This window comes from Streptomyces sp. NPDC058401, from assembly GCF_042722885.1.
In the GTDB taxonomy this organism is placed as follows: domain Bacteria; phylum Actinomycetota; class Actinomycetes; order Streptomycetales; family Streptomycetaceae; genus Streptomyces.
This window is the reverse complement of sequence record NZ_JBHXKA010000037.1, coordinates 39410-65091: the sequence shown is the minus strand read 5'-3', so window position 1 is coordinate 65091 and position 25682 is coordinate 39410. Positions and strand designations below refer to the sequence as shown.

Annotated in this window: 22 protein-coding genes and 1 pseudogene; 13 read left to right on the top strand and 10 right to left on the bottom strand. The window is 72.7% G+C overall.

Annotated features, from left to right (window positions below; all coding sequences use genetic code 11):
* Positions 1–140: 140 nt before the first annotated feature.
* A complete protein-coding gene (locus ACFWNV_RS16510) occupies positions 141–641 on the top strand; it encodes a hypothetical protein (RefSeq protein WP_383946781.1) in 501 nt (166 codons plus the stop codon).
* A gap of 25 nt (positions 642–666) precedes the next feature.
* On the opposite strand, the gene kstD is transcribed toward ACFWNV_RS16510, so the two are convergent.
* From kstD to ACFWNV_RS16475, 7 genes are all read right to left on the bottom strand, one after another.
* Positions 667–2511, bottom strand: a complete 1845-nt coding sequence (gene kstD, locus ACFWNV_RS16505; RefSeq protein WP_383946778.1) for a 3-oxosteroid 1-dehydrogenase — start codon at positions 2509–2511, stop codon at positions 667–669.
* 236 nt (positions 2512–2747) lie between these two features.
* The gene (locus ACFWNV_RS16500) at positions 2748–4196 is read right to left on the bottom strand and encodes an NAD(P)/FAD-dependent oxidoreductase (protein ID WP_383946775.1); all 1449 of its coding nucleotides are present in this window, start codon (positions 4194–4196) and stop codon (positions 2748–2750) included.
* A complete protein-coding gene (locus tag ACFWNV_RS16495) occupies positions 4193–5401 on the bottom strand; it encodes an MAB_1171c family putative transporter (RefSeq protein WP_383946773.1) in 1209 nt (402 codons plus the stop codon). Before ACFWNV_RS16495 ends, ACFWNV_RS16500 begins: the two co-directional genes overlap by 4 nt.
* A 31-nt stretch (positions 5402–5432) precedes the next feature.
* On the bottom strand, positions 5433–6587 hold the full coding sequence (locus ACFWNV_RS16490; RefSeq protein ID WP_383946770.1) for an MAB_1171c family putative transporter: 1155 nt from the start codon (positions 6585–6587) through the stop codon (positions 5433–5435).
* The gene (locus ACFWNV_RS16485) at positions 6587–7174 is read right to left on the bottom strand and encodes a toxin-antitoxin system, toxin component (protein WP_383946767.1); all 588 of its coding nucleotides are present in this window, start codon (positions 7172–7174) and stop codon (positions 6587–6589) included. Before ACFWNV_RS16485 ends, ACFWNV_RS16490 begins: the two co-directional genes overlap by 1 nt.
* A gap of 24 nt (positions 7175–7198) precedes the next feature.
* On the bottom strand, positions 7199–7780 hold the full coding sequence (locus ACFWNV_RS16480) for a helix-turn-helix transcriptional regulator (RefSeq protein ID WP_383946764.1): 582 nt from the start codon (positions 7778–7780) through the stop codon (positions 7199–7201).
* 283 nt (positions 7781–8063) lie between these two features.
* A complete protein-coding gene (locus tag ACFWNV_RS16475; RefSeq protein WP_383946761.1) occupies positions 8064–9188 on the bottom strand; it encodes an aminoglycoside phosphotransferase family protein in 1125 nt (374 codons plus the stop codon).
* A 230-nt stretch (positions 9189–9418) separates the two neighbouring features.
* On the opposite strand from ACFWNV_RS16475, the gene ACFWNV_RS16470 reads away from it, so the two are divergent.
* Entirely contained in the window at positions 9419–10900 is a 1482-nt protein-coding gene (locus ACFWNV_RS16470; protein ID WP_383946758.1) for a hypothetical protein, read from the top strand.
* A gap of 83 nt (positions 10901–10983) precedes the next feature.
* On the opposite strand, the gene ACFWNV_RS16465 is transcribed toward ACFWNV_RS16470, so the two are convergent.
* The gene (locus tag ACFWNV_RS16465; protein ID WP_383946755.1) at positions 10984–12411 is read right to left on the bottom strand and encodes a PP2C family protein-serine/threonine phosphatase; all 1428 of its coding nucleotides are present in this window, start codon (positions 12409–12411) and stop codon (positions 10984–10986) included.
* A gap of 625 nt (positions 12412–13036) precedes the next feature.
* Here ACFWNV_RS16465 and ACFWNV_RS16460 point away from each other — a divergent pair.
* The 3 genes from ACFWNV_RS16460 to ACFWNV_RS16450 all read left to right on the top strand — a co-directional run bounded on the left by ACFWNV_RS16460 (position 13037) and on the right by ACFWNV_RS16450 (position 17837).
* On the top strand, positions 13037–15319 hold the full coding sequence (locus tag ACFWNV_RS16460) for a molybdopterin cofactor-binding domain-containing protein (RefSeq protein ID WP_383946752.1): 2283 nt from the start codon (positions 13037–13039) through the stop codon (positions 15317–15319).
* Between the two features lie 18 nt (positions 15320–15337).
* The gene (locus ACFWNV_RS16455) at positions 15338–15793 is read left to right on the top strand and encodes a (2Fe-2S)-binding protein (protein ID WP_266959941.1); all 456 of its coding nucleotides are present in this window, start codon (positions 15338–15340) and stop codon (positions 15791–15793) included.
* 67 nt (positions 15794–15860) lie between these two features.
* Positions 15861–17837, top strand: a complete 1977-nt coding sequence (locus tag ACFWNV_RS16450; RefSeq protein WP_383946750.1) for an APC family permease — start codon at positions 15861–15863, stop codon at positions 17835–17837.
* On the opposite strand, the gene ACFWNV_RS16445 is transcribed toward ACFWNV_RS16450, so the two are convergent.
* Positions 17719–18978: a PucR family transcriptional regulator gene (locus ACFWNV_RS16445; RefSeq protein WP_383946747.1), complete on the bottom strand. Its 1260-nt coding sequence runs from the start codon at positions 18976–18978 to the stop codon at positions 17719–17721. The genes ACFWNV_RS16450 and ACFWNV_RS16445 overlap by 119 nt on opposite strands.
* Positions 18979–19121: 143 nt before the next feature.
* On the opposite strand from ACFWNV_RS16445, the gene ACFWNV_RS16440 reads away from it, so the two are divergent.
* Positions 19122–19694 carry a TetR/AcrR family transcriptional regulator gene (locus ACFWNV_RS16440; protein ID WP_383946744.1) on the top strand — a complete coding sequence of 191 codons (573 nt, stop codon included), beginning with the start codon at positions 19122–19124 and terminating at the stop codon, positions 19692–19694.
* A gap of 81 nt (positions 19695–19775) precedes the next feature.
* Positions 19776–20420, top strand: coding sequence for a DUF6461 domain-containing protein (locus tag ACFWNV_RS16435; protein WP_383946741.1), 645 nt, complete (start codon positions 19776–19778; stop codon positions 20418–20420).
* A 29-nt stretch (positions 20421–20449) separates the two neighbouring features.
* Here the strand turns inward: ACFWNV_RS16435 and ACFWNV_RS16430 are convergent, their stop codons facing one another.
* On the bottom strand, positions 20450–21715 hold the full coding sequence (locus tag ACFWNV_RS16430; protein ID WP_383946738.1) for a M48 family metallopeptidase: 1266 nt from the start codon (positions 21713–21715) through the stop codon (positions 20450–20452).
* A gap of 213 nt (positions 21716–21928) precedes the next feature.
* On the opposite strand from ACFWNV_RS16430, the gene ACFWNV_RS16425 reads away from it, so the two are divergent.
* The 6 genes and pseudogenes from ACFWNV_RS16425 to ACFWNV_RS16400 all read left to right on the top strand — a co-directional run bounded on the left by ACFWNV_RS16425 (position 21929) and on the right by ACFWNV_RS16400 (position 25673).
* Positions 21929–22882, top strand: a complete 954-nt coding sequence (locus tag ACFWNV_RS16425) for a DUF4304 domain-containing protein (RefSeq protein ID WP_383946735.1) — start codon at positions 21929–21931, stop codon at positions 22880–22882.
* A gap of 146 nt (positions 22883–23028) precedes the next feature.
* Positions 23029–23274 (top strand): annotated as a pseudogene (locus ACFWNV_RS16420) (helix-turn-helix domain-containing protein); the annotation flags it as partial.
* 207 nt (positions 23275–23481) lie between these two features.
* Positions 23482–23880 (top strand): hypothetical protein, encoded by a 399-nt coding sequence (locus ACFWNV_RS16415; RefSeq protein ID WP_383946732.1) that lies wholly within the window; start codon positions 23482–23484, stop codon positions 23878–23880.
* Complete coding sequence (locus tag ACFWNV_RS16410) at positions 23877–24656, top strand: transcriptional regulator (protein WP_383946729.1); 780 nt, start codon at positions 23877–23879, stop codon at positions 24654–24656. The genes ACFWNV_RS16415 and ACFWNV_RS16410 overlap by 4 nt, the downstream gene beginning before the upstream one ends.
* A gap of 71 nt (positions 24657–24727) precedes the next feature.
* Complete coding sequence (locus ACFWNV_RS16405; protein ID WP_383946726.1) at positions 24728–25180, top strand: roadblock/LC7 domain-containing protein; 453 nt, start codon at positions 24728–24730, stop codon at positions 25178–25180.
* Positions 25181–25298: 118 nt separating this feature from the next.
* Positions 25299–25673: a hypothetical protein gene (locus ACFWNV_RS16400; RefSeq protein WP_383946723.1), complete on the top strand. Its 375-nt coding sequence runs from the start codon at positions 25299–25301 to the stop codon at positions 25671–25673.
* The last annotated feature ends 9 nt before the right edge of the window (positions 25674–25682 follow it).

Here is a 25682-nt window from a genome sequence, read left to right as displayed (position 1 = left end):
GAGTTCCCCGCCTCAAAACCCGGAGGGGCTGGATTTCGCTGGCGTCAGCCATATCCGGCGTTTGAGGCGGGGAACTCCGCCCGCGCAGCGGCGAGGGGGTGGAGGGCCGGGAAACGTGGCGGGGCACGTACCATGGCGGCATGTCCTTCCTCCGCCGCCACCGCGCCGCCACACCCGCCGGCCCGGACTTCGACGTCCTGGCCATGGACCCGGGGGACTGGCCGGGCAACCTCGGGGCCGGGCTGCTGCCCGCGCCCGACGGCAGCTGCCAGGGTGTCTTCCTCCGCTACGACCTGTTCGGCGGCCGCGGCCCCGCGATGATCATCGGAAACCTCCCCGAGGGTTCCCCCGCGCGCGAGCTCTCCGAGGGCCAGGTCCCCTTCGAGGTCGCGCAGCTCCTCGACGCCCTCGAGAACGACGAGGACGTCGAGGTCACCGGTGCCGAGGACTGCCCCGTCATGCAGGGCGACAACCTCCTCATCGTCCGGAAGATCAAGCTCTCCGAGACCCGGATCAGCTGCGTGCAGTTCGACCGCAGCGACAACGTGCTGGTCACCATCGCGAGCTGGGACCGTCCGATCACGGACGACCTCTACGCGCTGCTGAAGCCGCTCCCGGCCGAGCTCTTCCAGCAGGGCTAGTCCGGGTGGGCCTGCCCCGACCGGGTCACGTGCCGTCCGCGATGTCGTTGGCGGCCACGTAGCCGAAGGTCATCGCGGGACCGATCGTCGACCCGGCCCCCGCGTAGCTGTGCCCCATCACGGCCGCACTCGCGTTGCCCGCCGCCCACAGGCCCCGGATCACCGATCCGTCGGCGCGCAGCGCGCGGGCCCGCGCGTCCGTGACGATGCCGCCCTTCGTGCCCAGGTCACCCGGCACGATCTTGAAGGCGTAGAACGGCGGCGCCCAGATCGGGGCCAGGCAGGAGTTCGGGGTGACACCCGGGTCCGTGTAGTAGTGGTCGTACGCGGTGTCGCCCCGGTGGAAGTCGGGGTCGGTGCCGCTCCACGCCTGCGCGTTGAAGCGGTTGAGGGTCGAGCGCAGCGCCGCCGCGGGCACCCCGATCTGGTTGGCGAGGGCGTCCCAGGTCCACGCCTTCTTCGCCGCGCCCGCCTGGTACCAGGAGTCGGGGAAGACGAACGTCGGCAGGATGTCCTTGAACAGGTACTTGTTGCGGTAGTTCTGATCGACGATCAGCCAGGCCGGGATGTGCGAACCGGTCGCACCCCGGTCCTTCTCGTACATCACGTGCACCACATCGCTGTACGGGGCGGCCTCGTTGACGAAGCGCGCGCCCTTCGCGTTGACCATCAGGCCGCCGGGCAGGGTCCGTTCGGCCAGACAGAAGTACGGCTCGTTCGGGAGCGGGATGGAGGGACCCCACCAGGCGTCTTCCATCAACGCCAGCGCCGCACCGGCCCGTTGGCCCGCCTTGATCCCGTCGCCGGTGTTCTCCTTCGCGCCGACCGACCACTGGGTGCCGATCGGCTGCTGCTGGTACTGGGTCCGCATCTCCGCGTTGTGCTCGAAGCCGCCCGAGCCGATGACCACGCCCTTGCGGGCCCGCACCACGCCCCGTACGCCCTCCTTCTCCACCACCACGCCGGTGACGGCGCCGCCCTCCTGGACCAGGTCGACGAGCGGGCTGTTCAGCCACACCGGGACCCCGGCCCGGATCAGACCGGCCCGCAGGCCGGTCGCCAGGGCCTGGCCCATGGTCAGCGGCTTCTGCCCGCACAGCGCGGCCGCCGTACCGCGCGCCAGGCATTCGGTGGACACCGCGAGCCCCTTGGCGCTCACGGCGGCGAGGTTGAGCCACTTGTAGTCCTGGCTGAACACCACCATTCCGGCCGGCACGGGCATGTACGCCGGGTTCAGGTGGGCCAGTTCGGCGCCGAGTATGTTCCCGTCGATCTGGTCCGGCTCGATGGAGCGGCCGTTCGGGAGCCCGCCGGGGAGGTTCGGGTAGTAGTCGCTGTAGCCGTCCATGAAGCGGAAGCGCAGCGGGCTGTTGGCCATCACGAAGTCCAGCATCCGGGGCCCGTTGGCGAGGAAGGCCGCCTGCCGGTCCGCGGAGGAGCCGTTGCCGACCACGGCGGACAGGTACTGCGCCGCCTTCGCCGGGGTGTCGGGCACGCCGGCGCCCAGGATCACCGAGTTGTTGGGCAGCCAGATCCCGGCGCCGGACCGGGCGGCCGAGCCGCCGAAGGTCGGGGCCTTCTCGACCACGAGCACGCTCAGGCCCCGCTTGGCCGCGGTGAGCGCGGCGGTCATTCCGGAGGCCCCGGAGCCGACCACGACGACGTCGTACTCGCCGAGCGACGGTCCGTCCGCCGGGCCGGCGGCGTACGCGGCGGCGGACGGCAGCACGGTGGCGGCGAGCGCCCCGGCGCCGGCGCCGGCGAGGACCGCCCGGCGGGAGGGGCGGGCGGAACCCGGTTCGGAACTCGGTTCGGAACCCGGTTCGGAACTCGGTACGGAACTCGCTGCGGAGGCGGTTCTCGCGGTCATGGGCAGGCTCCAGCGGAGAGGGGGAGGGGGAGGCGGATCCAGCATTCTGATGCTGAGTCAGAAAAGGTCTTCGGGGGATCATGTGAAGTCAAGGCATACGCGCCGGTTGCCCTGCCCGCCCGGCAGCGTCCCGGACACGAGAAATCCCGTGGCACGCACACCCGGTGTGCACGCCACGGGATCGAGGAGTCCCGGTCGCCGCCCGGCGGGAACCCCGCCCGGTCCCCGGCCCCGCCTCAGCCGGTCCGGCTCTCCTCGGCCCGGACCAGGGGTTCGCGCAGCAGGGGTTCGCGGTTCAGGACGGCCCGCTCCCGCTCGGTCAGCGCGGGCCCGTTGAGCAGCGGCCGCCGCAGACCACGGGCCGCGGCGAACAGCACGGCGGGGTGTCCCAGTACGGAGGCGGGCTTCTTCATGGTCATCACCTCCGTCAGCGCCTTGACCACGACGAAGTTGCCGATCGCGGTGTGGCTCAGCCGGTGTACGTACCGGGCCGCAAGCCGGTCGCCCAGGCCGGGGGCCTTGCCGACGGCGCCCGGGTAGAACCGGTCCTGCCCCACGGCCAGCAGCCAGGCCGCCGCGGCCGGCCGTGCGATGGCCTTCTGGGCCCGGGCGGCGAACTTCGGCGCGGTCACGGGAGTCTTCACGGCCGTGTCGCGCAGAGCGACGGCGCCCTGCGCGGCCGCAGACATGCCGTGGCCGTAGACCGGGTTCAGGCTGGTGGCGGCGTCTCCGAGGACGACGAGCCCGGCGGGCATCGCGGCCTTCTCGAACCGCCGCTGCCGATTGGCGGTCCGCCCGTAGACCTGTACCTCGCTGATCGGTTCCGCGCGGGCCAGGAACTCGGCGACCAGCGGATGGCGCGCGCCCCGGGCGTACTCCTCGAAGAGCGCCTCGTCGGAGGTGGGCTCGCCGCCACGGGTGCCGGAGAGGCTGACGTGCCACTGGCCGTCCTCGATGGGGACGATGGAGGCGATCCGGCCCGGCCGCCCCTGCCGCGGATCCGCCTGGATGTGGATCACCGGCCAGTCCTGCCCGGTGCCTTCCGGAGCGCGGTAGCGGCGGCTGGCGTAGCGCACGCCGGCGTCCACGACGGTCTCGTCGACCGTGGGTCCGCCGATCCGCGCGAGCCACTCCAGGATCTTCGAGCCGCGGCCGCTGGCGTCGACGACGAGGTCGGCTTCGACCGTGCTCTCCTCGCCGTCCTCGCCGCGGACGACCACACCGGTCACCTTCGCGGCGTCGCCCACCAGGGAGACCACCGTCGCGCCCGTGCGCACGCGGACGTTCGGTATTTCCAGGACGGCCGTGCGCACGCCCCAGTCGACGAGGTCGCGGCCGGCCCCGATCAGGTAGTGCGTCTCGGTCCACCGCCGGAACCAGCCCGCCGGTGCCAGGGAGACCATCCCGGTGGGGATCGGTATGCGGTGCGCGCCGGCCTTGAGCCAGCGGTCCGTCGTGCCGGGGAGCAGCGACTCGATGGCGTCGGCGCCCCCCGCCCACAGCATGTGGGCGTGGGCCGCCTGGGGAAGTCTTGACCGGGGCACCGGGGATTCGGGGAGCATTCGCTCGCGCTCGAGCACGAGCACCTCGGAGACGTGCGGCGCGAGGGCGGCGGCCGCGAGGGTGCCGCCCAGACTCCCCCCGAGGATGACGACGCGGGTCTTGCCGGTTGGGGTCTGGGTCATCGTGTGCTGCTCTCTAGGACGGCGGCTTCGCGCGTGGCTCGGACGATGGGGGACTTGGAAAGGGCCCGGGACAGGAGTACGAGGCCGGCGGCGTTGACGGCGGAGGAGAGGAGGGGGCCGTCGCCGGACTGCCCGTCGGGCAGGGCCGCGTGGTCGCCGGCCCTGCGGGCCCATAAGACGACGGCGTGGGCCAGGGCCGCGGCGTCCGCGATGACGGCCGCGTCCGCATCGGTGCGGGCGGTCTTGCGGGCTTCGGCGAGGGAAAGGGCATGCACGTCGGGGTCCAGGTAGGGATGCACGGCGAGGATCCCGTCGTAGATGTCGGACTCGAGCCGGCACACCCGCACGTCGATCGGGGTCCGCAGCAGGCCGGCCGGAGCGATGCCGTGCGGGGTGGCGCCCCGCAGCTCCTTCCACGCGGGCTGCAGCTGGTAGTACCGGCGCCACGGGCCCACCAGGTTCACGAGCTGCTGGGACAGCAGGGGCAGGACGAAGCCGATGCCGATGAGGAGCGCGGCGAGGGCCGCGACCGACGGAGCGACGGGCCAGCTCAGCCGGTCCAGGTCGTGGCCGCCCCAGCGGGCGCCGATCGCGGTGAACTTCAGGGCGTCGAAGGCCAGGTTGAGGACGTAGCCGATGACGATCAGGACGAGCCCGGCGCGCAGCGGCCCGCGGACCACCCGTGCCCAGCGGGTGCAGAGCACGGTCATCGCGACCGAGGCCGTGGTGTGTGCGACCAGGTAGAGCAGGATCATCTCGCGCAGGTACGGGGTGTTCGCGTAGTACGTGTCGAGGTCGACCAGCCGCTCGACGGGGGCGTCCCCCAGGGCGAACAGCCCGATGATCACGGCGATCACCACGAGCGTGGCCCCGTTGCAGCGGCGGGACCAGCCGGTCGCGTGCGCGGCCTCGGCGGGTCCGCTGCTCCAGCGGATGATGAGGACCAGGTTGGAGCCCGAGAACGCGGTCAGGAGGGTGTAGACGACCGGGGCGGCCGCGTTCGGGACGCCGCTGATCCGGTTGATCGCCGCGACGGAGGGAACGGCGGCGAGGGCGAACACGCCGGCCGCCGTGAAGAGCAGCGCGCAGACGGACCTCAGCAGATCGTCCTTGGGGTTGTGCCACAGGGCGGGCAGCTTCAGACAGCCGGCGAGCAGCAGGACCGCGCCCGCCGCGTAGAACACGGCGCCGTTGGGATCGTTCATGAAGCGACCTGCTCCACGAGGCGGGTCCTGCTCACTGCGCGGCCGCGAAGTCGGGGCGAAGGGCGCCGTACTGGCGGGATATGCGGGCGATCCCCCGGGTTCCGGTGCCGAGCAGGGCGCCGAGGGCGGCGGTGCCCGTCTCCTGGGGCTCCTCACCCGTCCCGGCGGCCGATTCCTTGGCCCTGATGGCGAGGGCGATCATCGTGGCCGCGGCCAGGGCCCACGCGTCCTCGGGGCTGGCCCCGTCGTCGAGGGCCCGGTCGCGGCGTGCCGTCATGGTCCGCAGGTCGCAGTACGGGGCGAGGGCCAGCAGGTCGTCGTGGATGTCCGTCTCGCGGTCGAAGAGCCGGGACCCGAGGGGCTCCCACCAGGTGGTGGTCGCGGGCAGTCCCATCAGCGTACGGAGCCTGCGCCACAGGGGGCCCATCCACCGGTAGGTCTGCCAGGCCTCCCACGCCGTGGCCGCGCGCCGGCCCTGCGGCAGCAGGAAGCCCGTCGTGGTCAGTACGGCGCCCAGGCCCGCCAGCGGCGGGGCGACATCTGTGCTGAGGAAGTCCAGGTCGCCGCCCGCCCAACGGGCGATGACGGCGACGGCCTTGGCCACGCCGAAGCTCGTGCTGAAGGTGAAGCCGGCGACGAGCGTCAGCAGCCCGGCCCGCAGCCACCCGTCCACCACGCGCGACCAGCGCCAGCACATCACCGGCACGACCACGCCGACCACGATGTGCCAGGTGAGGTAGACGACGACCATCTCGCGGATCCACGGCGTGGACGCGTAGTGGGTGTCCAGGTCCCGGAGCCGCTCCACCGGCGCCTCGCCCAGGGCGAAGCAGCCCACGAGCAGCAGGATGACCCCGCCGCAGGCGCCGAACCACCGCCGCACCTGGCGCTGGACGCCCTCGCCGTAGCCCTCGCGCCAGTACACGAGCAGCACGATGCAGAACGTGTTGAACACGCTGAGGATCGCGTAGACCAGCGGGGCCGAGACGTTCGGCACGCCCACCCACCGGTTGACGACGGCGATGGTCGGGGGCGCGGCGAGTGCGAATCCGGCACCGGACATGACGAGCAGCCCGGCGACGGCCCTGACCATGGGATCGCGCCACCGCCGGAGGAATCCGGGGAGCTTGGAGACGAAGGCGATGCCGAGGGCCACCGCCGGGACGTAGTAGTCCGGACCGCTCATCAGCCGTCGCCGAGGGTGGCCTGGATCCTGGCGGCAGGTCCTTCGAGGACCCGGTGCGCCGGGTCGAATTCGACCAGGTGGCGAAAGCGCCGGCCGAGCATCCGGCCGTACAGTTCGGCCTCCGCCTCGTCGCCGGCGAAGGCGTGGGTCCGCGCGGCGACCAGGCGCACGGCTTCGTCGAGTTCCCCGGGGCTCAGGACGTCGTCGCCGAGCAGGCGGGTGGCGACCTGCGCTCCCAGCGCGTGGGTGCCGTGGTGGCCGCGGACCATGTGCCAGATCTCGTGGCCCAGGATGACGAGGGCGTGGAAGGGGCTGGTGCTCTTGGCGACGACGATGACGTCCTCGGTCTCACGGTCCAGCCAGAGCCCCGAAACGGGGCCGATGCCCTGCGGGAAGTCCCGGCGCATGATGCGTACGGGGCGTGCGGGATCGCCGCGGTACTCGGTGAGGTACCCGGCGATGCGGGCGATGAGCTCGTCGACGTCACTGGGCGCGGGCCGGCCGAGACCGGCGTACAGCTCGTCGCACAGCCGGACCATCTCTTCTTCCAGCTGCTGGCCGCGCCGCCGGTTCCTCACGATCCCCACCCCTGACTCCTCCCCTGTACCCGGTCACGCGAATTTAGGCTGGTCCTCGACGATGAGGTTCAGCAGGTCCTGCATCGCCGCCAGGGTTTCCGGGGCGCCCCGGAACGCCACCGAGCGCAGCTGGAAACGTTCCTTCAGCTCACGCAGCCCGGTGAGCTGCCGGGCCTGCTCGTACGCGAGCTTCTCCTCCAGGGCGCGGCCCAGCGCCTGGGACGGCGTCGCGGTCAGGAAGCCGCGGGGCACCCGGAAGAGGTCTTCGATCCGCGCGGCGAGTTCCAGACTGGGCACCTTGCGGCCCTTGAGGAGTTCACCGACCCACTGGGGGGTGACGTCCGCGCCGTAGGCGATCTCCGCCTGAGAGTACGGGACGCCGTCCGCACGCAGCCGGGTCGCACGGAGGAACGCCAGCCGCTGGGCCACCTGCTGCTGGAACTCGGTCTCGGGCATCCGGCGCCGCGCCAGCCCCGCGCGTACGACGGCCGGCGACAGGCCCGTACTCAGGGACAGCGGGACCGGGTCGAGGACCGCTCTCCGGTCCAGGTCGGCTTCCGCGATCAGCTCTTCCAGGAGACGCAGACTCTTCAGGTGAGGATCACCCTGGTCCATCACGCAATTCTCCTGGCGGGTCGGCGGCGGTGCGGCGGCCGCAGGACGGCGCCGTTGCCGGCGAAGCCACTAGACCAGAGCGACGATCGATTCCACAACTGAAACGATCGTCGACTTCACCAGGGTAAGCCTCACGGACCGGGCCATCCAAGGGGACGAGCCCCCCGGAGCGACGAACCGTCCGGAAACGGGAGTTCCCCCCGTCCGGTCCGGAGCCCGGGCATGCCGAAGTCCCGCGGCAGGGTCGGCGCGGGACTTCGGGACTGCTGCGTGCCGGTGGGGATCAGCGGGTGCCGACCGCCGCGCGGACGGCACGGCGGGCCATGCCCGCGTCGTCGTGCAGACGGCGCAGCAGCAGGCGCTGCTCCTCGCCCGAGGACTGGGCGCCTGCCGGCAGGGCGTGGGTCGGGGTGGTCGCCAGCATGGAGCGCTGCACGGCCGTCTCCGACATCCGGATCTCCCGGGTCAGCACCAGCATCAGGTTGACCAGGAACGCGTCCCGTGCGGCCGGTCCGGCAGCCTGCGCCAGGCGGCTGATCTGGGCCCGTGCGGCCGGGGCGTCGCCCAGTACGGTCCACAGGGTGGCGAGGTCGTAGCCCGGCCGGTACCAGCCCGCGTGCTCCCAGTCGAGGAGCACGGGACCCGTCGGGGACAGCAGCAGGTTCGACAGCAGCGCGTCGCCGTGGTTGAACTGCCAGGGGTTGCCCGACATCTTCACGCCGTGCAGCAGCTTCTGCAGATCGCCGAAGTCACGGTCGGTCAGCAGGCCCAGCTGGTAGTCCCGGGCGATCCGCCGGTCGTAGTCCAGCGGCCGTCCGAACAGCTCGTCGGCGGGCTGCCAGCCGTTCACCTGGCGCACCGCGCCGAGCGCGGCCCGCAGGTCGGCCCGCGGCGGGGCCTCCACCGGATGCCGCTGGAGCGCGGCGACCCGGCCGGCCATCCGCTCGATGACCAGTACGCAGTTCTCGGGGTCGGCGGCGATCAGCCGCGGCACCCGGACCTGCGGGCGGTGCCGGACGAACGTCCGGTACGTCGCTATTTCGTGGCGGTACCGCTCGCGCCACTCGGGCGAGTGATCCAGTAAAACCTTCGCGACGGCCGTCATCCGTCCGGTGGTTCCCACCAGCAGGACCGACCGGCCGCTGCGGCGCAGTACTTGCACCGGCGCGAACTCCGGACAGATGCGCTGCACCGAGGCGAGCGCGGTGCGCAACTGCGCCCCCTGCGGGCCCGAGAGGTCGATTCGCCCGCTGAGCGGCTGAGATCCGGTACCCGGCATCCGCCGTGCTCGTACGGCGCCCTGCGCCGGGGCCGCGGGGCGGCCGGGTTCGAGGTAGGGGCCGCCGCCCGCGGGGAGCGTGCGGTGCGGCCGGACCGGGGCGGACACGGAGGACGTGGCTACGTACATGGCGTTACGGATCCCTTCGTGCGCCGACGAGTTGCGTACGCCGCCCCGCCGGATCCCGTGCATCACCCTGGGGAGTTCCGCCGGTGACCGGGTCGGGGAGGCGCATTCCTACCTGACACCCCGGCGTGGGTGGCGGACCACATTGCGTGCCCTGGCGAACCCTGGCGAATAGTCGCTCGGCATCTGACGGGGGGCTACTGTCAACTCAGCCGAGAACCTGGGGGCTTGACGTGAGCAAAGGTCCAAACACCCGTCTGAACGACCTGTTCGGCCTGGCCGGCTGGTCCAAGGGCGAACTGGCGAGGATGGTCAACCGGCAGGCGGCCTCGATGGGTCACCACCAGCTGGCCACCGACACCTCGCGGGTGCGGCGCTGGATCGACATGGGGGAGACCCCGCGCGAACCGGTGCCCACGGTACTGGCAGCACTGTTCACCGAGCGGCTCGGTCGTGTCGTGACCATCGAGGACCTCGGGTTCGTACGACAACGGCGCACCGCCAAACAGCAGTCGGACGGGGAGCAGGAGAACCCCGACGGAATGCCCTGGGCGCCCGAACGCACAGCCGCGGTCCTCACCGAATTCACGGGAATGGACCTCATGCTCAACCGTCGCGGTCTGATGAGCGCGGGTGCCGTGCTCACCGCCGGCTCCGCCATCGGCAACGCCATGCACGACTGGCTCCACACCGACCCCGCCCGCGCGAAGGAGGTACAGCGACACGGCGACTCCTTCCAGGCCGACTCCGCGGGCTACGACCGCTACGAGGCCGCGCCCATCGGCTCCCAGGAGATCGAGGCGCTGGAGCGCTCGGTGGACGTCTTCCGCGCCTGGGACGCCTCCAGAGGCGGCGGCCTCCAGCGCAAGGCCGTGGTCGGGCAGCTCAACGAGGTGGGCGGGATGCTCGCGTACCACCACCCCGACCACCTCCAGCGCAGGCTGTGGGGGGTCGCCGCCAACCTGGCGGTCCTGGCGGGCTGGATGTCCCACGACGTGGGCCTGGAGCCCACGGCGCAGAAGTACTTCGTCATCGCCGCGCACGCGGCCCGCGAGGGCGGCGACCGGCCGCGCGCGGGCGAGGCGCTCTCCCGCGCGGCCCGCCAGATGGTGCACCTGGGCAAGCCGAACGAGGCCCTCGACCTGATGAAGCTGGCGCAGTCCGGCTCGGGCGAGCAGACCCTGCCCCGGACCCGCGCCATGCTCCACACCATCGAGGCCTGGGCGCAGGCCGCGCTCGGCAAGGGGCAGGCCATGCGCCGCACCCTGGGCGAGGCCGAGGACCTGTTCGTGTCCACCTCGGGGGACGTGCCGCCGCCGTCCTGGATGCAGCACTTCGACGAGGCCGATCTGCACGGCATGCAGGCGCTCGCCTTCCGCACCCTCGCCGACCACGACCCCTCGGCGGCGACCATCGCGCAGCAGCACGCCAAGGAGGCCCTGCGGCTGCGGGCCGACGGCCACCAGCGCTCGAAGATCTTCGACTACATCTCGATGGCCTCCGCCTGCTTCATCGCCGACGACCCGGAACAGGCCGACCGCTACGCCCGGTTGGCGCTGGTCTCGATGAACGAGACCTCCTCGCACCGGACGTGGGACCGGCTGCGCGAGATGTACCGGCTCAGCGGCCACTACTCCGGATTCGCCGGCATCGAGGAGCTCCGCGAGGAGATCAAGCTGGCCCTCCCGAACAGCCCCGTGGCGCGGTCGGTCTGAGTACGGTGGCCGCCCGGGCCGGACGAAGAGAAAGGCCGCGCCTTCCGGCGCGGCCCTGAGTCCCGCGAACCGCCCGCCGCCCGCTAGGAGCCGATCCGGGCCACCAGCACGCAGGCGTCGTCCTCGCGCTCCCCCTCGCCGAACTCCCCGATCACCAGGCGCACACAGTCCTGGGCGGACCGGGCGGCGGAGAAGTGCGGTGCCAGCGCCAGCAGTCGGTCGGTCCCGTCGGCCTTGCTGAACTCGATGCTGCGCGGAGTCAGTCCGTCGGTGTGCAGGACGAGTACGTCGCCCACCTCCAGCCGCTCCTCGGCCTGGCCGTACGTGGCTCCGGAGGTCGCTCCCAGCAGGACGCCCTCGGGCGGAAGCAGGGAACGGCCCTGGCCGCGCCGGAACAGGAGCGGGGCGGGGTGGCCGGCCTGCGCCCAGGACAGCACCCGGCGCGCGGGATCGTAGCGGCAGCACACCGCGGACCCGAGCGCGGGCTGTACGGAGGTCTCCAGGAGCTGGTTCAGCCAGCCCATCAGCGGGCCCGGCTCGATGCCCGCCATGGCCATCCCGCGCAGGGCGCCGAGCATCATCGCCATGCCGGAGGTCGCGGTCACCCCGTGCCCGGTGAGGTCACCCACCGTCAGCATCGAATCCCCGTGCGGGAGTTCGAGCGCGTCGTACCAGTCTCCGCCGATCAGTGCGCTGGTCGCGGAGGGCAGGTAGTGCGCCGCGACGTCCAGCGCCCCGGTGTTGTCGTGCGGGAACCGCAGGGAGCCGCGCCACGGGGGGAGCACGGCCTCCTGCAGCTCGACCGCCAGCCGGCGCTCGGTCTGCGCGATCTCCTGCCGGCGCTGCAGCGAGTCCCTGGACTCGCGCACCGCCCGCTGGCTCCGGCGCAGTTCACTCACGTCGCGCAGCACGGCCCACATGGAGGCCGTGCAACCGTCGGAGTCGAGTACCGGCTCGCCCCTCATGTGCAGCGTCCGGACCCGGCCGTCGGCCCGGACGATGCGGAACTCGCCGTCTATCGGCTTGCCGTCCACCAGGCAGGCCGTCACCATCGCGGTCAGCAGCGGCTGGTCCTCGGAGAACAGGGTGGAGCCCAGTTCGTCGAGGGGCAGCGCGCCGGCCTCGGGGGAGCGGCCGAAGATCTGGAAGAGTTCCTCGGACCAACTGACTTCGTCCGTCAGCAGGTTCCACTCGGCACTGCCGACCCTGGTCTGCTGGGCCTCGGCCCCCGTCTCGGGGGCGGCCTGCGGCAGCGCGGCCGACTCGGGCGCGGTGGGCGGCAGTCCCTCCTTGAGCTGGCCCAAGTGCGCACGGAGGTCGTCGAGGTGGTGGACCGCGAGATCGCACAGCGCGCGCTGCCAGCGGCCCTGCGCATCGTCGTCGTCGACCACGGTGTCACGGCGGACGGCGTCGACTTCTCCTCGCAGCTGTCGGGTCTGCGAGATCAGCGCGTCCACCGACCCTGGCTCGGGGGGTTGCGCGGGGCGATCCGCGTACAGGTGGGACGGCATCTGAACTCCGATACAGGCGCGGCACGGCCAAGTCTGAGGAGGACCGGTTCTGAAGGAAGGGCCGGTAACGACTGTGGCACAGCCCGCGACGGGCTGTAAGGCGTTTGGCAACATCCGGGGCAGACTTGTCTCGGGCATATGCCCGAGGCCTTCCGGTCCCACGGGACCGTGCGAACGAATCCGGTCAGTCCTTGTCGAAGGGCCGGCGGGGACCGCCGCCGGCCCTTGTCGTTCCCGGGGCGTACCGGGGCTGGCCCGAAGGGTGCGGTGCGCCGCAGCCGTGGTCCCCGCCCCTGCCGCCCGCGGCCGGAAACCGGCCCTGCGGACGAGGGGGATCGATCGTACGGCCGAGGTGTACGAGGCCCGTCCGCTGCCGCATCGACCCAGGGCGACGCAGGATCCGGATCAACACGGCAGGGCCGTAGCCCCCCGAACGGAGGACCCCGCGCTCCGTTTGCCGCCGTCCGTCCTGGTCGCAGCCGCGCGTGACGGCTCGTCCGGTGTTCCGCCCGGGATGTGATCCAGACTTCCCCCCGTACCGCCGAATGGCTACTCTACGTGCCGGTAACGAGCCGGGGGAGGCCCGCCGAGGCGGGCCCGCGCGCAGGGTTGGGGACACAACGACATGACCGGGCAGAGCCATGCGCCGACCGACGGGCAGAGCCGTGTGCCGACCGACGGGCCGAGCCATGCGCCGACCCAAGGGCCGAGCCGGCGGTCCTTCCTCACCTACCTGATCGCCGCGCCGACCCTCGCCCTCGTCACGCGCACCGGAGCCGACCTCCTCGCCCCGCAGCCCGCGCACGCCGTGGTCCCGACCCTGCCCGCCCCCGCCGACCTGGTGGACCTCGGCGACCTGTTCATCCTGGCCGGCGCCGCCACCTCGGCCCTGCTGGCGCTCGTCGTGGAGGCCGACGGAAGCATCCGCTTCAGGCTGCCTCGCGAGGAGGTCGGCCAGGGCCTCACCACCGCCGTGGCCATGCTCGTCGCCGAGGAACTGGACGCCCCGCTGGCCGCCGTACGGGTCGAACTGGACGACGCGCGCCCCGAGCTGCTCTTCAACCAGCTCACCGGATCCTCCAACTCCATCCGCTCCCTCTACGGTCCGGTCCGCCAGTGCGCCGCCACCGCCCGGGCCCGGCTGGTCGCGGCCGCCGCCGTGCGCTGGAGCCTCCCGGCCTCGGCCCTGACCACGGCGAACGGCGCCGTCCGGGCCCCCGACGGCCGCACCGCGGGCTACGGCTCCCTCGCCGCGGCCGCCGCCGATCCCGCCCTGATCGTCCTCGGCGCCACCCCCAAGCCGGCGGCGAAGCACGCCCTGGTCGGCAAACCCACGAGCCGGATCGACGCCCGCGCCATGGTCACCGGGGCCCAGCGCTACACCCTCGACCTGGACGTGCCCGGGGCCAAGCCCTGCGTGGTGCGCCGCCCGCCCACGCTCGGCGGCAGCGTCCGCTCCGTCGCCAACCTCGCAGCCGTCCGGGCCATGCCCGGCGTCCTGCACGTGGTCACCGTCGCCACCGGGGTCGCCGTCGTCGCCGAGACCTTCGGGCAGGCCCTCGACGCCAAGGCCGCCCTCCAGGTCACCTGGGGCCCGGGCCCGGCCGACCAGCTCTCGGACGCGGCCGTCCGTACGAAGCTGCGCGCCGCCACCCCGCCACTGCTCGTGCCGCCGCTGCTCACCGCGCACGTGGACGCCGAGTTCGACTTCGCCTTCGTCAGCCACGCCCCGATGGAGACCAACTCGGCCGTCGCCGACGTGCGCGAGGACCGGGCGGAGATCTGGTCCGGGCTCAAGTCGCCGATCGTGGCCCGCGAAACGATCGCCGCCGACCTGGGCCTGCCCCTCGACAAGGTCACCGTCCACGTGGTGCAGGCGGGCGGCTCCTTCGGCCGCCGGCTGTTCTTCGACGCCGCCCTGGAGGCGGCCCGGATCTCCAAGGCCTGCCGCCGCCCGGTCCGGCTGATGTGGACCCGGGTGGACGACACCCGGCACGGCCGGATGCGCCCGGCCACCCACCACAAGATCCGGGCGACGCACCTGCTGGGCGAGGTGCTCAGCTTCGAGCACCGCGTCGCCGCCGCGGAGACCGACTTCCGGCACGGCCTCGGCGAGATCATCACCGCCACCGCCGCGAGCCTCCCGCTGGGCATCGGCAACGCCACCCTCGCCCAGACCCTGTTCCTCACCACGATCAAGTCCCCGTACCACTTCGGGCTGACCACCCAGGCGCTCACCGAGGTCCCGACCGGAGTCCCCACCGGGTCCTGGCGCTCGGTGTACTCGGCCAACACCCGGGGGGCCGAGGAGATCGTGGTGGACGAGCTGGCCGCCGCCACGGGCCGGGACCCGTACCAGTTCCGCCGGACCTTCCTGAAGACGGCCGCCCAGCGCGCCGTGCTCGACAAGGCGGCCACCGAAGGGGGCTGGGGCCGGGCCATGCCCGCCGGGTGCGCCCAGGGCATCGCCTTCCACGAGGAGTACAAGTCCCGGACGGCCTGCCTCGTCGAGATCGACACCAGGGATCCGGAGCACGTACGCGTCACGAAGGCGGTCATCGCCGTCGACGTGGGCCTGCCCGTCAACCCGCGCGGTCTGGAGGCCCAGATGATCGGCGGCCTGACCGACGCGATCTCCACCACGCTGAAGGCGGGCCTGCACCTGGACAAGGGGCTTCCGCTGGAAGGCAGTTACAGCCAGTTCCACTGGGCGCAGCAGCGCGACACCCCGAAGGACGTACGGGTCTTCGTGCTCCCGGCGACCGGAACCGAGCCCGGCGGGGCCGGCGAGCTGGGCCTGCCCGCCGCCGTGGGAGCCATCGCCAACGCCTACGCCCGGGCCACCGGCACCAAGCCGCGCAGCTTCCCCCTCGACTTCGACGTCGACTTCACCCCCTACCCGCGCTAGCCAGCCAGGAGCCGAGCCGTGCCCTCGCACACCTTCACCGTCAACGGGCAGAGCGTCACCGTGGACGCGCCCGACGATCTGCCCCTGCTGTGGGTGCTCCGCGACATGCTGAACGTGCGCGGCCCCAAATACGGCTGCGGAGTGGACGTCTGCAAGGCCTGCACCAGCCACCTCGACGGGGTGGACGTCCGCCCGTGCGTGGTGCCGGTGTCGGCGTGCGCGGGGAAGGCGGTGACGACGATCGAGGGACTGGCCGACGGCGAGGACCTGCACCCGGTGCAGGAGGCCTGGCTCGAACAGGACGTGGCCCAGTGCGGCTTCTGCCAGCCCGGCCAGATCATGGCGGCCGTCGCCCTGCTGAAGCGGACGAGCACGCCCACGGACGAGGACATCGACGCGATCGCCAACATCTGCCGTTGTGGAACGTACTTCCGGATCCGGGAGGCGATCCGCAGCGCGGCGGCGAAGATGTAGGCGGTTCACCCCATGACACAGGGGCTATATCGGGCAAATCCGTAGGTTTCTAGCCGATCATGCCTCAATGAGGCGTATCAATGCGAAACGTGTGCTGGTCGGCGAACCGCTCGACACCGCGCGCCTGGGCGAGACCCTGCTGCCCAAACGGCTCGCGCTCCCGATCTTCTGCAGCGACCCGCTCTCCTCCGTGGCCTACGCCACCGAGGAGATCCTGCTGATCCTCGCCCTCGGCGGGGTCGCGCTGCTCCACCTCGCCTGGTACGCGGCCGCGGCCATCGTGTTCCTGCTCGTGGTCGTCGTCGCCTCCTACCGGCAGACCTGCCACGCCTACCCGGGCGGCGGCGGCGCCTACATCGTCAGTTCCAAGAACCTCGGCGAGACCGCCGCCCTCACCGCCGCGAGCGCCCTGCTCGTCGACTACGTCATGACGGTCGCCGTCTCCGTGGTCTCCGGCGTCTCCGCCATCACCTCGGCGATCCCCTCCCTCTCCGACCACGAAGTCCCCCTGTCGGTGGGCTTCGTCGTGCTGCTGACCCTGATGAACCTGCGCGGGGTGAGGGAGTCGGGCCGCGTCTTCGCCGTCCCCACCTACGGGTTCGTCCTCGTCATCTACCTGATGTTCGCGGTGGCCGCCTACCGGCTCGCCACCGGAGACGTCATCCGGGCCGAGTCCTCGGAGCTGCCGATCACCGCCGAGGGCAGCTACGCCGGTCTCGCGGTGGTGCTCCTCGCCCTGCGGGCCTTCGCCTCCGGCTGTACCGCGCTCACGGGCGTCGAGGCCATCAGCAACGGCGTCCCGGCGTTCCAGAAGCCGAAGAGCAAGAACGCGGCGACCACCCTCGCCTGGATGGGCGCGCTCGCCGTGACCATGTTCGCCGGGATCACCGTCCTCGCCATGAACTACCGGGTCCACGTCGCGGCGGACCCGACCGAACTGGGCCTCGCGCCCGGAACCCCGATGTCCACCGCGCTCGCCCAGATCGGCCGGGCCACCTTCGGCAGCTGGGACATCCTCTTCTACCTGCTCCAGGCCGTCACGGCCGGCGTCCTGGTCCTCGCCGCGAACACCGCCTTCAACGGCTTCCCGATGCTCGCCTCGATCCTCGCCAAGGACCGGTTCGTACCGCGCCAGCTCTTCAACCGCGGCGACCGGCTCGTCTACTCCAACGGCGTCGTCCTGCTGGCCCTGGCCGCCATCGGTCTGATCATCGCCTTCGACGCCCAGCTGACCCGCCTCATCCAGCTCTACATCATCGGCGTCTTCGTCTCCTTCACCCTCTCCCAGGCGGGCATGGTCAAGCACTGGAAGCAGGAACTCGCCTCCCCGGAGACCCGCAAGGAGGAGCGGATCCACATCCACCGCCGGCTCGCCATCAACGCCGTCGGCGCCGTCATGACCTCCGTGGTCCTGGTCATCGTCCTGCTCACCAAGTTCACCCACGGAGCCTGGCTCGTGGTCATCGCGATGCCGCTGCTCTTCATCGGAATGAAGGGCGTGCGCCGCCACTACGACACCGTGGCCCGGGAAGTCGCCGTCGCCCCCGGGGTCAAACCCCGCAAGCCCGCCCGCCACCACGTGGTCGTCCTCGTCGCCTCCGTGCACGCGCCCACGCTCAAGGCCCTCGGCTTCGCCATGGGGCTGCGCCCCGACACCCTGACGGCCGTCTCGGTGGCCGCCGACGAGGAGGACGCGAGCCGGCTGCGCGCGGCCTGGGCGGACCACGACCCCGGCATCCCGCTCAAGGTGCTGCACTCCCCGTACCGCGAGGTGGTCGGGCCCGTCTTGGCCTACGTGCAGGAACAGGCGGCCGCCGAGGGCACGGACATGCTCTCCGTGGTCATTCCGGAGTACGTGGTCGGGCACTGGTGGGAACAGCCCCTGCACAACCAGAACGCGCTGCGCCTCAAGGCCCGCCTGCTGTTCACGCCCGGGGTCGCGGTGATCGACGTGCCGTTCCTGCTGGAGTCCGCGCGGCCGTCGGAGAAGGGGGATCCGGGGGAGCGGCAGGAGGAGGCGGGGACCCGGCCGGGCGCTGGGTGACCGCCGTATGGGCCAGCGCCAGCTCCACGACGTGGGCGGGATCGGCCAGCGAGCGGCCGGTGAGCTGCTCCAGGCGGCGCAGCCGGTTCGAGACGGTGTTGCGGTGGCAGTACAGCCGCTGGGCGGCGTACGTGGTCGAGCCCCGGCAGGCCAGCCAGGTGCCCAGGGTGGTCAGCAGCACCCTGCGGTCCTCCGGAGCCAGCGCCAGCACCGGACCCAGCACCACCTGACGCAGCCGCCCAGCCAGTTCGGGCTGGGCCGCCACCAGCGCCGCCGGGAGCCGTTCGTCCAGCAGCGCGGTGTGGGGTCCCTCGGCTCCCCGCGCCGCGCGCAGCGCGAGGACGGCCAGCCGGCGGGCCCCGGCCAGCTCGCCCGGGGTCTCCACCACCGGGCTCACCCCGGCCCGTAAGCCGAGGGGCGCGAGCAGATCGGTCACCGAGGCGAGCGGCAGCCCGCCCAGCTCCACCAGGCCGGTCTCCCCGTCGGCGCGGATCCGCCACAGCACGCGCGGGCCGCCGGCCGGGGCGGCCACCCGGACGTCCTCCCCGGGATCGAGCACCACCACGGCGAACCGGCCGCGCTCCGCCAGCCCGAGCCGCCGCGCCGACTCGGCGGACCGGCCCGCCGGACCGCCGCCGTCGAACAGGGCGTCGAGCAGGGCGCCCCGCAGCTCCCGCTCGCGGTCCCCGTGCACCGCCTCGGCCCGGCGGTAGGACTCGGCCGCCGCGTCCGCCATCCGGTCGACCACGTCCCACAGTGCGGGCGCTCCGGGCAGCAGCCGGGGCAGCGCCGCCCGGTCGTGGGCGGCGACGGCCTCGGTCAGGACCTGCCACAGCAGCCTGCCCGTGAGCCGGTGGACCCGCAGCAGGGAATCGAGCGGCAGCCCCTGCCGGGCGCGGAGCTCGCCGTCGGCGCGGACCTCGCCGAGCTCGGGCGGCAGTCCGCGGGCCGCCCGGAGCAGGCCGTCGACGGTCTGGCGGAGCAGGTGATGGACCCGCTCGCGCAGGGCGGCCCGGCCGAGCAGGGCGACGTAGACGGCGCAGGCCGGGTCCTCGGCCGGCGACCGGTCGGCCAGCCGCTCGGCGGCCACGGCGATCCGGCGGTCCAGGTCCTCGCGTATCTCCCCGATGATCCGCTCCATGACGGGCAGGGTGGCACGTCCGAGGGGGCGCTGGGGAGGGCCTCGACGAGGCGGTGTCCGCTAGCGTGTCCGAAGCACTGCACGTGCAGTGCATATGCGGCGGTCATACCGGCGGCCGCGCCCACACGGTCAGGGATCCACCCATGCGCCAGAACCCGGAGCGCCGCGCCGCGCTGCTCGACGCCGCCATCGAAGTCCTCGCCCGCGAGGGCTCACGGGGGCTGACCCTGCGCGCAGTGGACGCGGAGGCCGGGGTGCCGACCGGCACCGCCTCCAACTACTTCGCCCACCGCGCCCAGCTCCTCGTCCAGATCCTGCACCGCACCCGGGAACGGCTGACCCCCGATCCGGCGGACCTCACGGGCCCGCTCGACACCAAGGTGCTGCTGCGCCGGCTCCTGGAGCGCATGCGCCGCGAGCGCAGCGTCCACACCGCGATGCTGGAGCTGCGCCTGGAGGCCACCCGGCGGCCCGAACTCCGGGAGGCGCTGGCCGGGTTCCAGGGCGCCGAACTGGAGGCGAACGTCGCCTGGCACCTGGAGGCGGGACTGCCGGGGGACCGGCAGGGCGTGGTCCTGATCTACCTGGCCATGCTCGGGCTGATCGTCGACGACCTGACCGTGCCCGGACTGCTGGAGCCCCGGTCCGCCGACGGGATCGAGGGGCTCATCGACACCATGGTCGAGCGCCTCCTCCCGGAGGGACCCGCCGACTGACTATCGTGCCGGTAGGGCTGGTTCCGGCAGGACCGGCCCGCATCGCGGGGATCGTGGACATCGCGGGAGGCAACCGTGGCAATGGCGGACATCACGGGGCAGGGCGCGGACGAGGGTGCCCGCGACTGGGACGACGGCATCCAGTGGCTGGCGGACTGGAGCGCCTGGTACGTCAGCCTCACCTTCGCCCGGGGCATCGGCCCCGAGGAACTCGCCGCCCGGCTCGGCGCCCTGCCGGACCTGCACCCCGGTCCGCTCGGAGCCATCGACGCGTGGAGCATGGTCACCGAGACGGTGGACGGGGACGGCGTGGCCCGGGTCGGCAGCTGGGGCGGCTGGTCCTTCGCCGTGGAACACGGAGTGCCCGCCGGGGCGCAGCGCCTCGCGGAGGTCTCCCGCTCCGGGGTCGAGGCCGTCCACCTCGACCCGCAGCCCGATCACCCGCCCAAGCAGTTCGCGTACGCCCGGGACGGAGAGCTGGTCTGCTGCTTCGGCATCGGCGAGGAGCACTGGCGCGGCGGCCACCGGCCCGACTTCCTCCTGCCGGAGCTGGTCGAGGCCAAGATCCTCACCCCGGACGGCTGCTACGCCCGCCCCGACGAGGAACCGGACCAGGAGCGCGACCGCCTCACCCTCGCCGTCCTGGAACACCGCTTCGCGCTGTCCCTTCCCCGGCGCCTCGTCGAGGAGACCCCGCTCCCGGCCTTCGTGACCTGCACGCAGTAGGGGCAGGTCCGAGGAAGGCATACGTCCCTTCAGCCGGCGTGGTCCCGGATCACCCGGCGGGCCAGCACGGCGCGGGCCGGAGCCAGCTCGGCCGCGACCGCCTGCTCCCGGGAGCCGTCAAAGACGACCCGGGCGGGCTGCGGGTCGGCCGAGGCCAGGCAGCGGCGCCGCAGGTGGGTCGGCGGATGGGTGTCGTCGACGCTGTGCCCGCGCCGCGCGGAAACCCGGCGCAGCCGCTCGTACTCGTTCTCGGGGACGACGGAGATCCGCGCGGCCAGCCGTTCCCACAGCTCCCGTTCGGCGGCCTCGCGCTCCTCGCGCACCTCGCGTCCCGCGTCGCGTCCCGCGGATCGGTGGCCGGCCCGGGCCGCCGCCATCGACTCGCGGCGCAGGTGGGCCTCGACGCCGTCGCCGACCAGCAGCCGGTCGAGCAGCGTGATGGCCGCCGCGCTGGAACCGGCCCGGGCCGCGCCGGTGTCGGCCAGGTACTCCGCACGCTGCGAGGCCCGCAGGGTCAGGCCGTCGAGCAGGTGGATCAGCCCGTAGACCGTCCAGCGCGGCAGGAACGTCAGGGCGTTCAGGAACCAGTCCACGATGCTGTCGTGGTTCACCGAGCGCAGGACGAAGTGCCATTCGACGAGGGACCGCAGGGCCCCGTGCATCAGGAACGAGGAGCGGACGTCGCCGTTCGCGAAGTGCCCGAGCTCGTGCCCCAGGAGGGCCACGCGCTCCTGCGGCGTGAGGATCTCCCACAGCCCGAGGCCCAGGACCAGCACGCGGCGGCCGCGGTACCCGTAGGTGCTGACCGCGGCGTTGAAGGAGGCGTCCACCACCACCGCGTGCACCCCGGTGGTCCCCACGGCCGCGCCCACCTCGTCGATCAGCCCGAAGAGTCCGGGGGCGTCCGCCCGGTACAGCACCGCGGGACCGCTCGGGCTCCGGCCCGGCCGGGGCAGCAGCACCGCCACGCCCACCAGGAGCAGGACGCCGAGCACCGGCTGGATACCGGTGTGCCACCCGCCGACGATCAGTGCGACCGCGGCCAGGAACAGGCCCGCGGTGACCCCGTGCACCAGCAGGGCGAGACCGAAGGCCAGGACGGTCGAGCCGTCCGGCCCGCCCCGGCCGTCCCCGCTCGCGCCCCGCCCGATCTCCTCCGCCAGCTGCTCCCCGTGCCGCCGGGCCAGCCGCCGCCGGACCTGCGCGAGGCGCCCCCGGTCCGGATCCGGGGCGCCCGGGTCCACGTTCCAGTCACAGGCCGCGCACCAGGTGACGTACCAGGCGTGCGCGCTCACCTCGGTCCCGCACTCCGGGCACGGCCGTACCCCCGGTGCCTCCGGCGCCCCGACACCCTGTCTCACGGTTTCCACGTCCGCTGATCCCCTCCCCGCCGCCGACCAGCCGTGATCCGCGGTCCGCGCAGGATAGAGGGGCCCCGGCCGGCCCCCGCGGCCGCCCGGGGATGGACGGTTTTGGCCGGGGAGGGTGCGTCTTGTGACACTACGAGGGTGAACGCGACCGACTTGTTCCACCAGACGCTGCGCGAGCGGATCGCCCCGGCCCTGCGCGATGCGGGTTTCACCGGCACGGGGCTGGAGTACCGGCTCCGTGACGCCGAACCCGACCACGCGCTGCTCGGCTTCCAGCGGAGCGCCTCGTCGGGGGCCGCCGAGTGCCGGTTCACCGTCAACCTGCGCGTCGTCCCGTACGAGGAACACGAGGCCCTGCGGCGGCTGCGGCCGGCCCTCGGGACCCGGCTCAGCGCCAACCGCGTCGGCCCCGTCGGCTGGCACGCCAGGATCGGCCGCCTCCTCGGCCATCCGCACGACCACTGGTGGAGCATCACCGACGAGCGCAGCGCCGCCCGCGTCGCGGACGAGGTCACGGACGCGGTGCTGCGCCGCGCCGTCCCCGCGCTCTGGGGAGAGGTCACCGACCGGCCCCCGCTGCCGGGGCCCGTGGTGGATCCGGTGGCCGACTGCCTGGACCCGGTGTGCCTGCGCGCGGACGGCGATCCGTTCCCCGTCACGAGCGGGGTGGCCCCGCTGCCCGTGGACCTGGAGGGCACCCTCGTCCTGGAGACCGGGGAGCGCCGCCGGGCCTCGCCCTTCCTCACCGTCCACGACGAGCTGACCGACGCGGAGGCCCGCATCGTCATCGACGCCCCCTGGCGGCTGGAGCAGCCGCTCTTCGGCTCGGTCCGGGTCGGGATCGCCGCCGACGGCGACGTCCGGGTCTCCGCCAGCCCCGGCAGCATGCTCCCCGGCCATCCCCTGGCGCTCCTCGGCGAACTGGCCCTGTGCCGGATCAACACGGCCGAGGTCACCGGCAACGGCTCCCTGCGGCTCACCTTCGAACGGGGCACCCCGCGCGAGGCCTGCCTCACCGTCTCCGGCGCTCCGCACGCGCTGACCGTGGGTGCGCCCTGGCACATCGAGGGCTGGACGGCGGCCCGCATCTGACGGCCTGGCGTGCGAGGGGCTTCAGTTTCCGGGGATCGGGCCTGAGTTGATCTTATGCTCAGGTTTACGCGAGTCCGCTGGTTTTGCGGCCCGTGAGCGACTTTGATGGGTTTGCCAGGCCTCGTACCGGAGCAGGGGGAGCACTCATGGGCACCGAACACAGCCAAAAGGACAGCGCGGACGCCGCGGACGGCGGCAGCGCCACCACCACCGCACCCACTCTCATCGGTTCCGTACAGCGGGCGTTGCGGCTCGTGGAAGCGATGTACGCGGAGGGCGGGGCGACCGCCAAGCGGCTGGCCCGGGTCACCGGAATCCCGCTGCCCACCGTGTACCACCTGCTGCGGACCCTGAGCCACGAGGGCTACGTACAGCGCGAGGGCGGGGCCTTCCGGCTCGCGGACGATCTGCCGCTCGCCTCCTGATCCACAGTAATGATCAAAAGAGGTGGGGTTCCGGCCAAGCTGTCACGTGCCATCGCGCATGTTCCAGCGGAAAATGCCAGAACGCCCTTCCGTACTGTGGAAGTTGAGTAAGTTCCCTTCTGTCGCGCCGTACGACCGTGCACCACGCACGGTCCGGCCGGGAGGGGAGCCCGCGTGCCCGGGATCGACGAATGCCTGCTCGAAGCCATGGCCCTGCCTGGTGCCAGGGGGGCCGCGCTGGTCGACTGGAGCAGCGGACTGGCCCTCGGTACCGCCGGGGAATCACCGGTGGGGGACCACGAGACCACTGCGGCGGAGACCGCCGAACTGGCCCGGGCCGCCGCCGAATACGAGTCCTTCGCCCCGGACGGAAACGAGGAGCAGGACGGCGCGGGGCCGCCCGTGGAGGACCTGATCGTCACCACCCGGACCGGCTACCACGTGCTGCGCTTCGTCGAGACCAGCTTCGACAGCAGCGTGTTCCTGCACCTGTGGCTCGACCGGACCGACGGAAACCTCGCCCTCGCCCGGCACAGACTCCGGGCCCTGGCCGAGGAGCTGGTGCTGAAGTGACCGCCGTCGCCACGGTAGCCGTCTCCCCGCTGCTCACCCGGCTCGCCGCCGAACGGGCGACCGGCGCCCTGTTCCGCGAGCGCGGCACCCTCTTCCTGGAGAACGGCCGCGTGGTCCACGCGGAGAGCCCGGCCACCCCCGGACTCGAGGTCCTGCTCACCACGGGCGGGGGCCTCACCCCCGAGCGCTGGACCGAAGCGGTGAACGAGGCCGGCGCCCGCCGCCAGGTCGCCCGCTTCCTCGTCGACAGCGGCGGGCTCGCGGGCGGCGAACTGGAGATATGCCACCTCGCCGCCATCTTCGACGCCGCCTTCTTCGCACTCTCCCCGGGCAGCGGCCCCTCCCGCTTCCGCCGCGGGGCCACCCACTGGATCGGCTCCGTCCGCTCCGTACCGGCCGCCGCCGTCGAGCGGGAGACCTGCCGCCGCCGCGAACTGCTCGACGCGGTCTGGCCCTACCCGCTGCTGGACACCGCCCCGGTCGTGCCCCGGGCCGCCGCCCCCGGACAGACCGTCACCGCCCGCCAGCGGATCCTGCTCGACCGCGCCGACGGGGTCCGCACACCGGCGGACCTCGCCTGGGTACTGGGCCGGCCGGCCTTCCACACCCTGCTCGACGTACGACGCCTCGCGGCGGCCGGGCTGGTCGAGACCCCGCACGCGCCGGCACCCGCCGCCGCGGCGGAGGCACCGCTGCCCGACTGGATGACGCAGGCCCAGTCCCCGGACGTGGCGTTGCTGCGCCGGTTACGCGACGCACTGGAGGCAAGCCTGTGAGGCTCCCGCTGCGAGCCGCCCAGCGCGGCGACCGTTCCGAGCGGCGGCAGTCCGAAAGGAGAAGGTCCGACATGAGTACGGTGCCCGCCGAAGCCGAGGCCGAGATACTCGCCGAGCTCCGACGGCTGCGGGCCCGCGTCCCGCAGCTGGGCGGGGCCCTCGCCGCGAGCGTCGACGGCCTGGTCCTGGCCCACGACAGCGCCGCCACCGAGGCGGAATCCGTCGCGGCCCTGACCGCCGCGGCCCTGGGCGTGGCCCAGCGGCTGAGCGACTGCACCGGGCAGGGCGGTTTCCGCGAGCTCCTCGTGCGCGGGGAGGACGGCTACGTCGCCACCTACGCGGCGGGCGACGCGGCCGTACTGACCCTGATCGCGGAGCCGCGCGTCAACGTCGGCCGGCTCCACCTGGAGGCCCGCCGTTCCAGCCTGCGCATAGCGGAGCTCATCGACCACAGCCTCGGCCGCCGCGGACCGTCTCCGGGCCCGGTTCCGGGTGCGGGCCCCGGCACCGACCAGGGCTCCTGATCCCCCTCGATCCACTCCCCTCGATCCACGCCCCCCGGCTCACGCCCCTCGACCACGTACATCCGTACCGACCGAACGAACGAAACGCCCAGGACACCGAAGAGAAAGAGGAACCCCCATGGCCAACGTGGAGACATCGCTCAAGGAAGCCACCACCAGCATCGAAGGCGTGCTCGGCGTCGCCCTGGTCGACTGCGGCAGCGGCATGGCCCTCGGCACCATCGGCGGCGGAAAGGACCTCGACCTCACGGTCGCCGCCGCGGGCAACACCGACGTGGTGCGGGCCAAGCTCCGCACGATGGAGATGCTCGGGCTGAAGGACGAGATCGAGGACATCCTCATCACCCTGGGAAGCCAGTACCACCTGATCCGGCTGCTGAAGGGCCGGGGCTCCGCGGGACTCTTCCTCTACCTGGCGCTCGACAAGACGCGGGCCAACCTCGCGATGGCCCGGCACCAGCTGAAGAAGATCGAGGCAGAGCTGGAAGTCTGATCCGATGAC

Excerpts from the sequence above, each read along its gene's own strand:
- ACFWNV_RS16510 (WP_383946781.1), top strand. The coding sequence starts at position 141 with ATGTCCTTCCTCCGCCGCCACCGCGCCGCCACACCCGCCGGCCCGGAC.
- kstD (WP_383946778.1), bottom strand. The coding sequence starts at position 2,511 with ATGACCGCGAGAACCGCCTCCGCAGCGAGTTCCGTACCGAGTTCCGAA.
- ACFWNV_RS16500 (WP_383946775.1), bottom strand. The coding sequence starts at position 4,196 with ATGACCCAGACCCCAACCGGCAAGACCCGCGTCGTCATCCTCGGGGGG.
- ACFWNV_RS16495 (WP_383946773.1), bottom strand. The coding sequence starts at position 5,401 with ATGAACGATCCCAACGGCGCCGTGTTCTACGCGGCGGGCGCGGTCCTG.
- ACFWNV_RS16490 (WP_383946770.1), bottom strand. The coding sequence starts at position 6,587 with ATGAGCGGTCCGGACTACTACGTCCCGGCGGTGGCCCTCGGCATCGCC.
- ACFWNV_RS16480 (WP_383946764.1), bottom strand. The coding sequence starts at position 7,780 with ATGGACCAGGGTGATCCTCACCTGAAGAGTCTGCGTCTCCTGGAAGAG.
- ACFWNV_RS16475 (WP_383946761.1), bottom strand. The coding sequence starts at position 9,188 with ATGTACGTAGCCACGTCCTCCGTGTCCGCCCCGGTCCGGCCGCACCGC.
- ACFWNV_RS16465 (WP_383946755.1), bottom strand. The coding sequence starts at position 12,411 with ATGCCGTCCCACCTGTACGCGGATCGCCCCGCGCAACCCCCCGAGCCA.
- ACFWNV_RS16460 (WP_383946752.1), top strand. The coding sequence starts at position 13,037 with ATGACCGGGCAGAGCCATGCGCCGACCGACGGGCAGAGCCGTGTGCCG.
- ACFWNV_RS16450 (WP_383946750.1), top strand. The coding sequence starts at position 15,861 with ATGAGGCGTATCAATGCGAAACGTGTGCTGGTCGGCGAACCGCTCGAC.
- ACFWNV_RS16445 (WP_383946747.1), bottom strand. The coding sequence starts at position 18,978 with ATGGAGCGGATCATCGGGGAGATACGCGAGGACCTGGACCGCCGGATC.
- ACFWNV_RS16440 (WP_383946744.1), top strand. The coding sequence starts at position 19,122 with ATGCGCCAGAACCCGGAGCGCCGCGCCGCGCTGCTCGACGCCGCCATC.
- ACFWNV_RS16435 (WP_383946741.1), top strand. The coding sequence starts at position 19,776 with ATGGCGGACATCACGGGGCAGGGCGCGGACGAGGGTGCCCGCGACTGG.
- ACFWNV_RS16405 (WP_383946726.1), top strand. The coding sequence starts at position 24,728 with ATGAGTACGGTGCCCGCCGAAGCCGAGGCCGAGATACTCGCCGAGCTC.
- ACFWNV_RS16400 (WP_383946723.1), top strand. The coding sequence starts at position 25,299 with ATGGCCAACGTGGAGACATCGCTCAAGGAAGCCACCACCAGCATCGAA.